This window comes from Seonamhaeicola aphaedonensis (genome assembly GCF_003386195.1).
Classification (GTDB): domain Bacteria; phylum Bacteroidota; class Bacteroidia; order Flavobacteriales; family Flavobacteriaceae; genus Seonamhaeicola; species Seonamhaeicola aphaedonensis.
Window position 1 is genome coordinate 1 of the sequence record NZ_QRDX01000038.1, and the last position, 1,098, is coordinate 1,098.

General features: G+C 34.2%; 1 protein-coding gene. It reads left to right on the top strand.

Annotation, left to right across the window (positions count from 1 at the left end; all coding sequences use genetic code 11):
- Window positions 1-134 precede the first annotated feature (134 nt).
- A complete protein-coding gene (locus DFQ02_RS15010) occupies window positions 135-902 on the top strand; it encodes a hypothetical protein (RefSeq protein WP_116525262.1) in 768 nt (255 codons plus the stop codon).
- The last annotated feature ends 196 nt before the right edge of the window (window positions 903-1,098 follow it).

A 1,098-nucleotide genomic window follows, 5' to 3' on the forward strand; every position in this document is an offset into this window, starting at 1 on the left:
CTTAACCAATGTCAGTTGCTTTATTTGCTTGCTTCTGATTTTCCTTCGGAAAATCCTCGCGCTCAAACACGCAACTTTCAATATACGAAACCGTTAGGCGCAATTAGTGCAAAGTCGCATAAAGATGATAGATTATGAAATTGAAGAATATTTTTTCAAGATTAACAAATGACTCAGACCTCGATAAGGATGAAAAGAGATATGATAAGAATATTGGAAAAGATGATATAACTTCAAAGATTGTTAGTGACTTAATGCAAAATCCTTTGCTTACCGAATACAAATGGATTAAAAGTAGAAAGTGCTTTGAACTTAAAACTAAATATGGGCTCAAGAGATTAGATATTGAAAATTGGTCTGGTTATGATTTAGACAGAGATATCGGTTGCGTAACAATTAGACCAAGTATGTATCTACGACATAATATTCTTCATGAGTGGTTTGCGGAATTCAGTTTTAAAACAAAATCTGACCAAAGAAACAGTTGGAGCGTTGGACGTAGCTTGCAAATGTTAGGATTACAAAATGAAGCTCATTTTTTGCCAGGACTTAAAGATTATGATAAGGACTTCCAAAAACTTTGCACGGCGATTGAGAAATTAAATGCTGCTATTGAGCCATATACAGATTTAAAATATTTGTTTGATTCTGATATAAAAAAAATGATTGATAATCAAGATTATGAATTCCCAAAAACTGGTGTCGAGTGGATTTTTGAATCAATGATTTTAGCGAACAATTATGCCAATAAAAGCTATAGTGATTTTAAGGTCAGACTTGTTAATCATATTGAAATAATGCAAAATGACAATGAGCCGAACCTTAGAGAGTATTACGACCGACTTGAACAGATATTTGAGAAACTTGAAAAAATAAAAGCGCCTAACAATAAATATACGTAATGCGGGGCGATTTAATAAATTTGAATATCAGAGCATTTAATAAACTTAGTAGCGGTTTGAAAGTGAGGTGCCTTGAAATCCCGCACTACGCATATTCGAGCCGATGGAACACATTCGCCGATGGCGAACTTTAATCTACGCTGCTTCGCAGACAATGCATCTTAAAGTAAATGTGTTCCATCTCAGGGTTAAACCA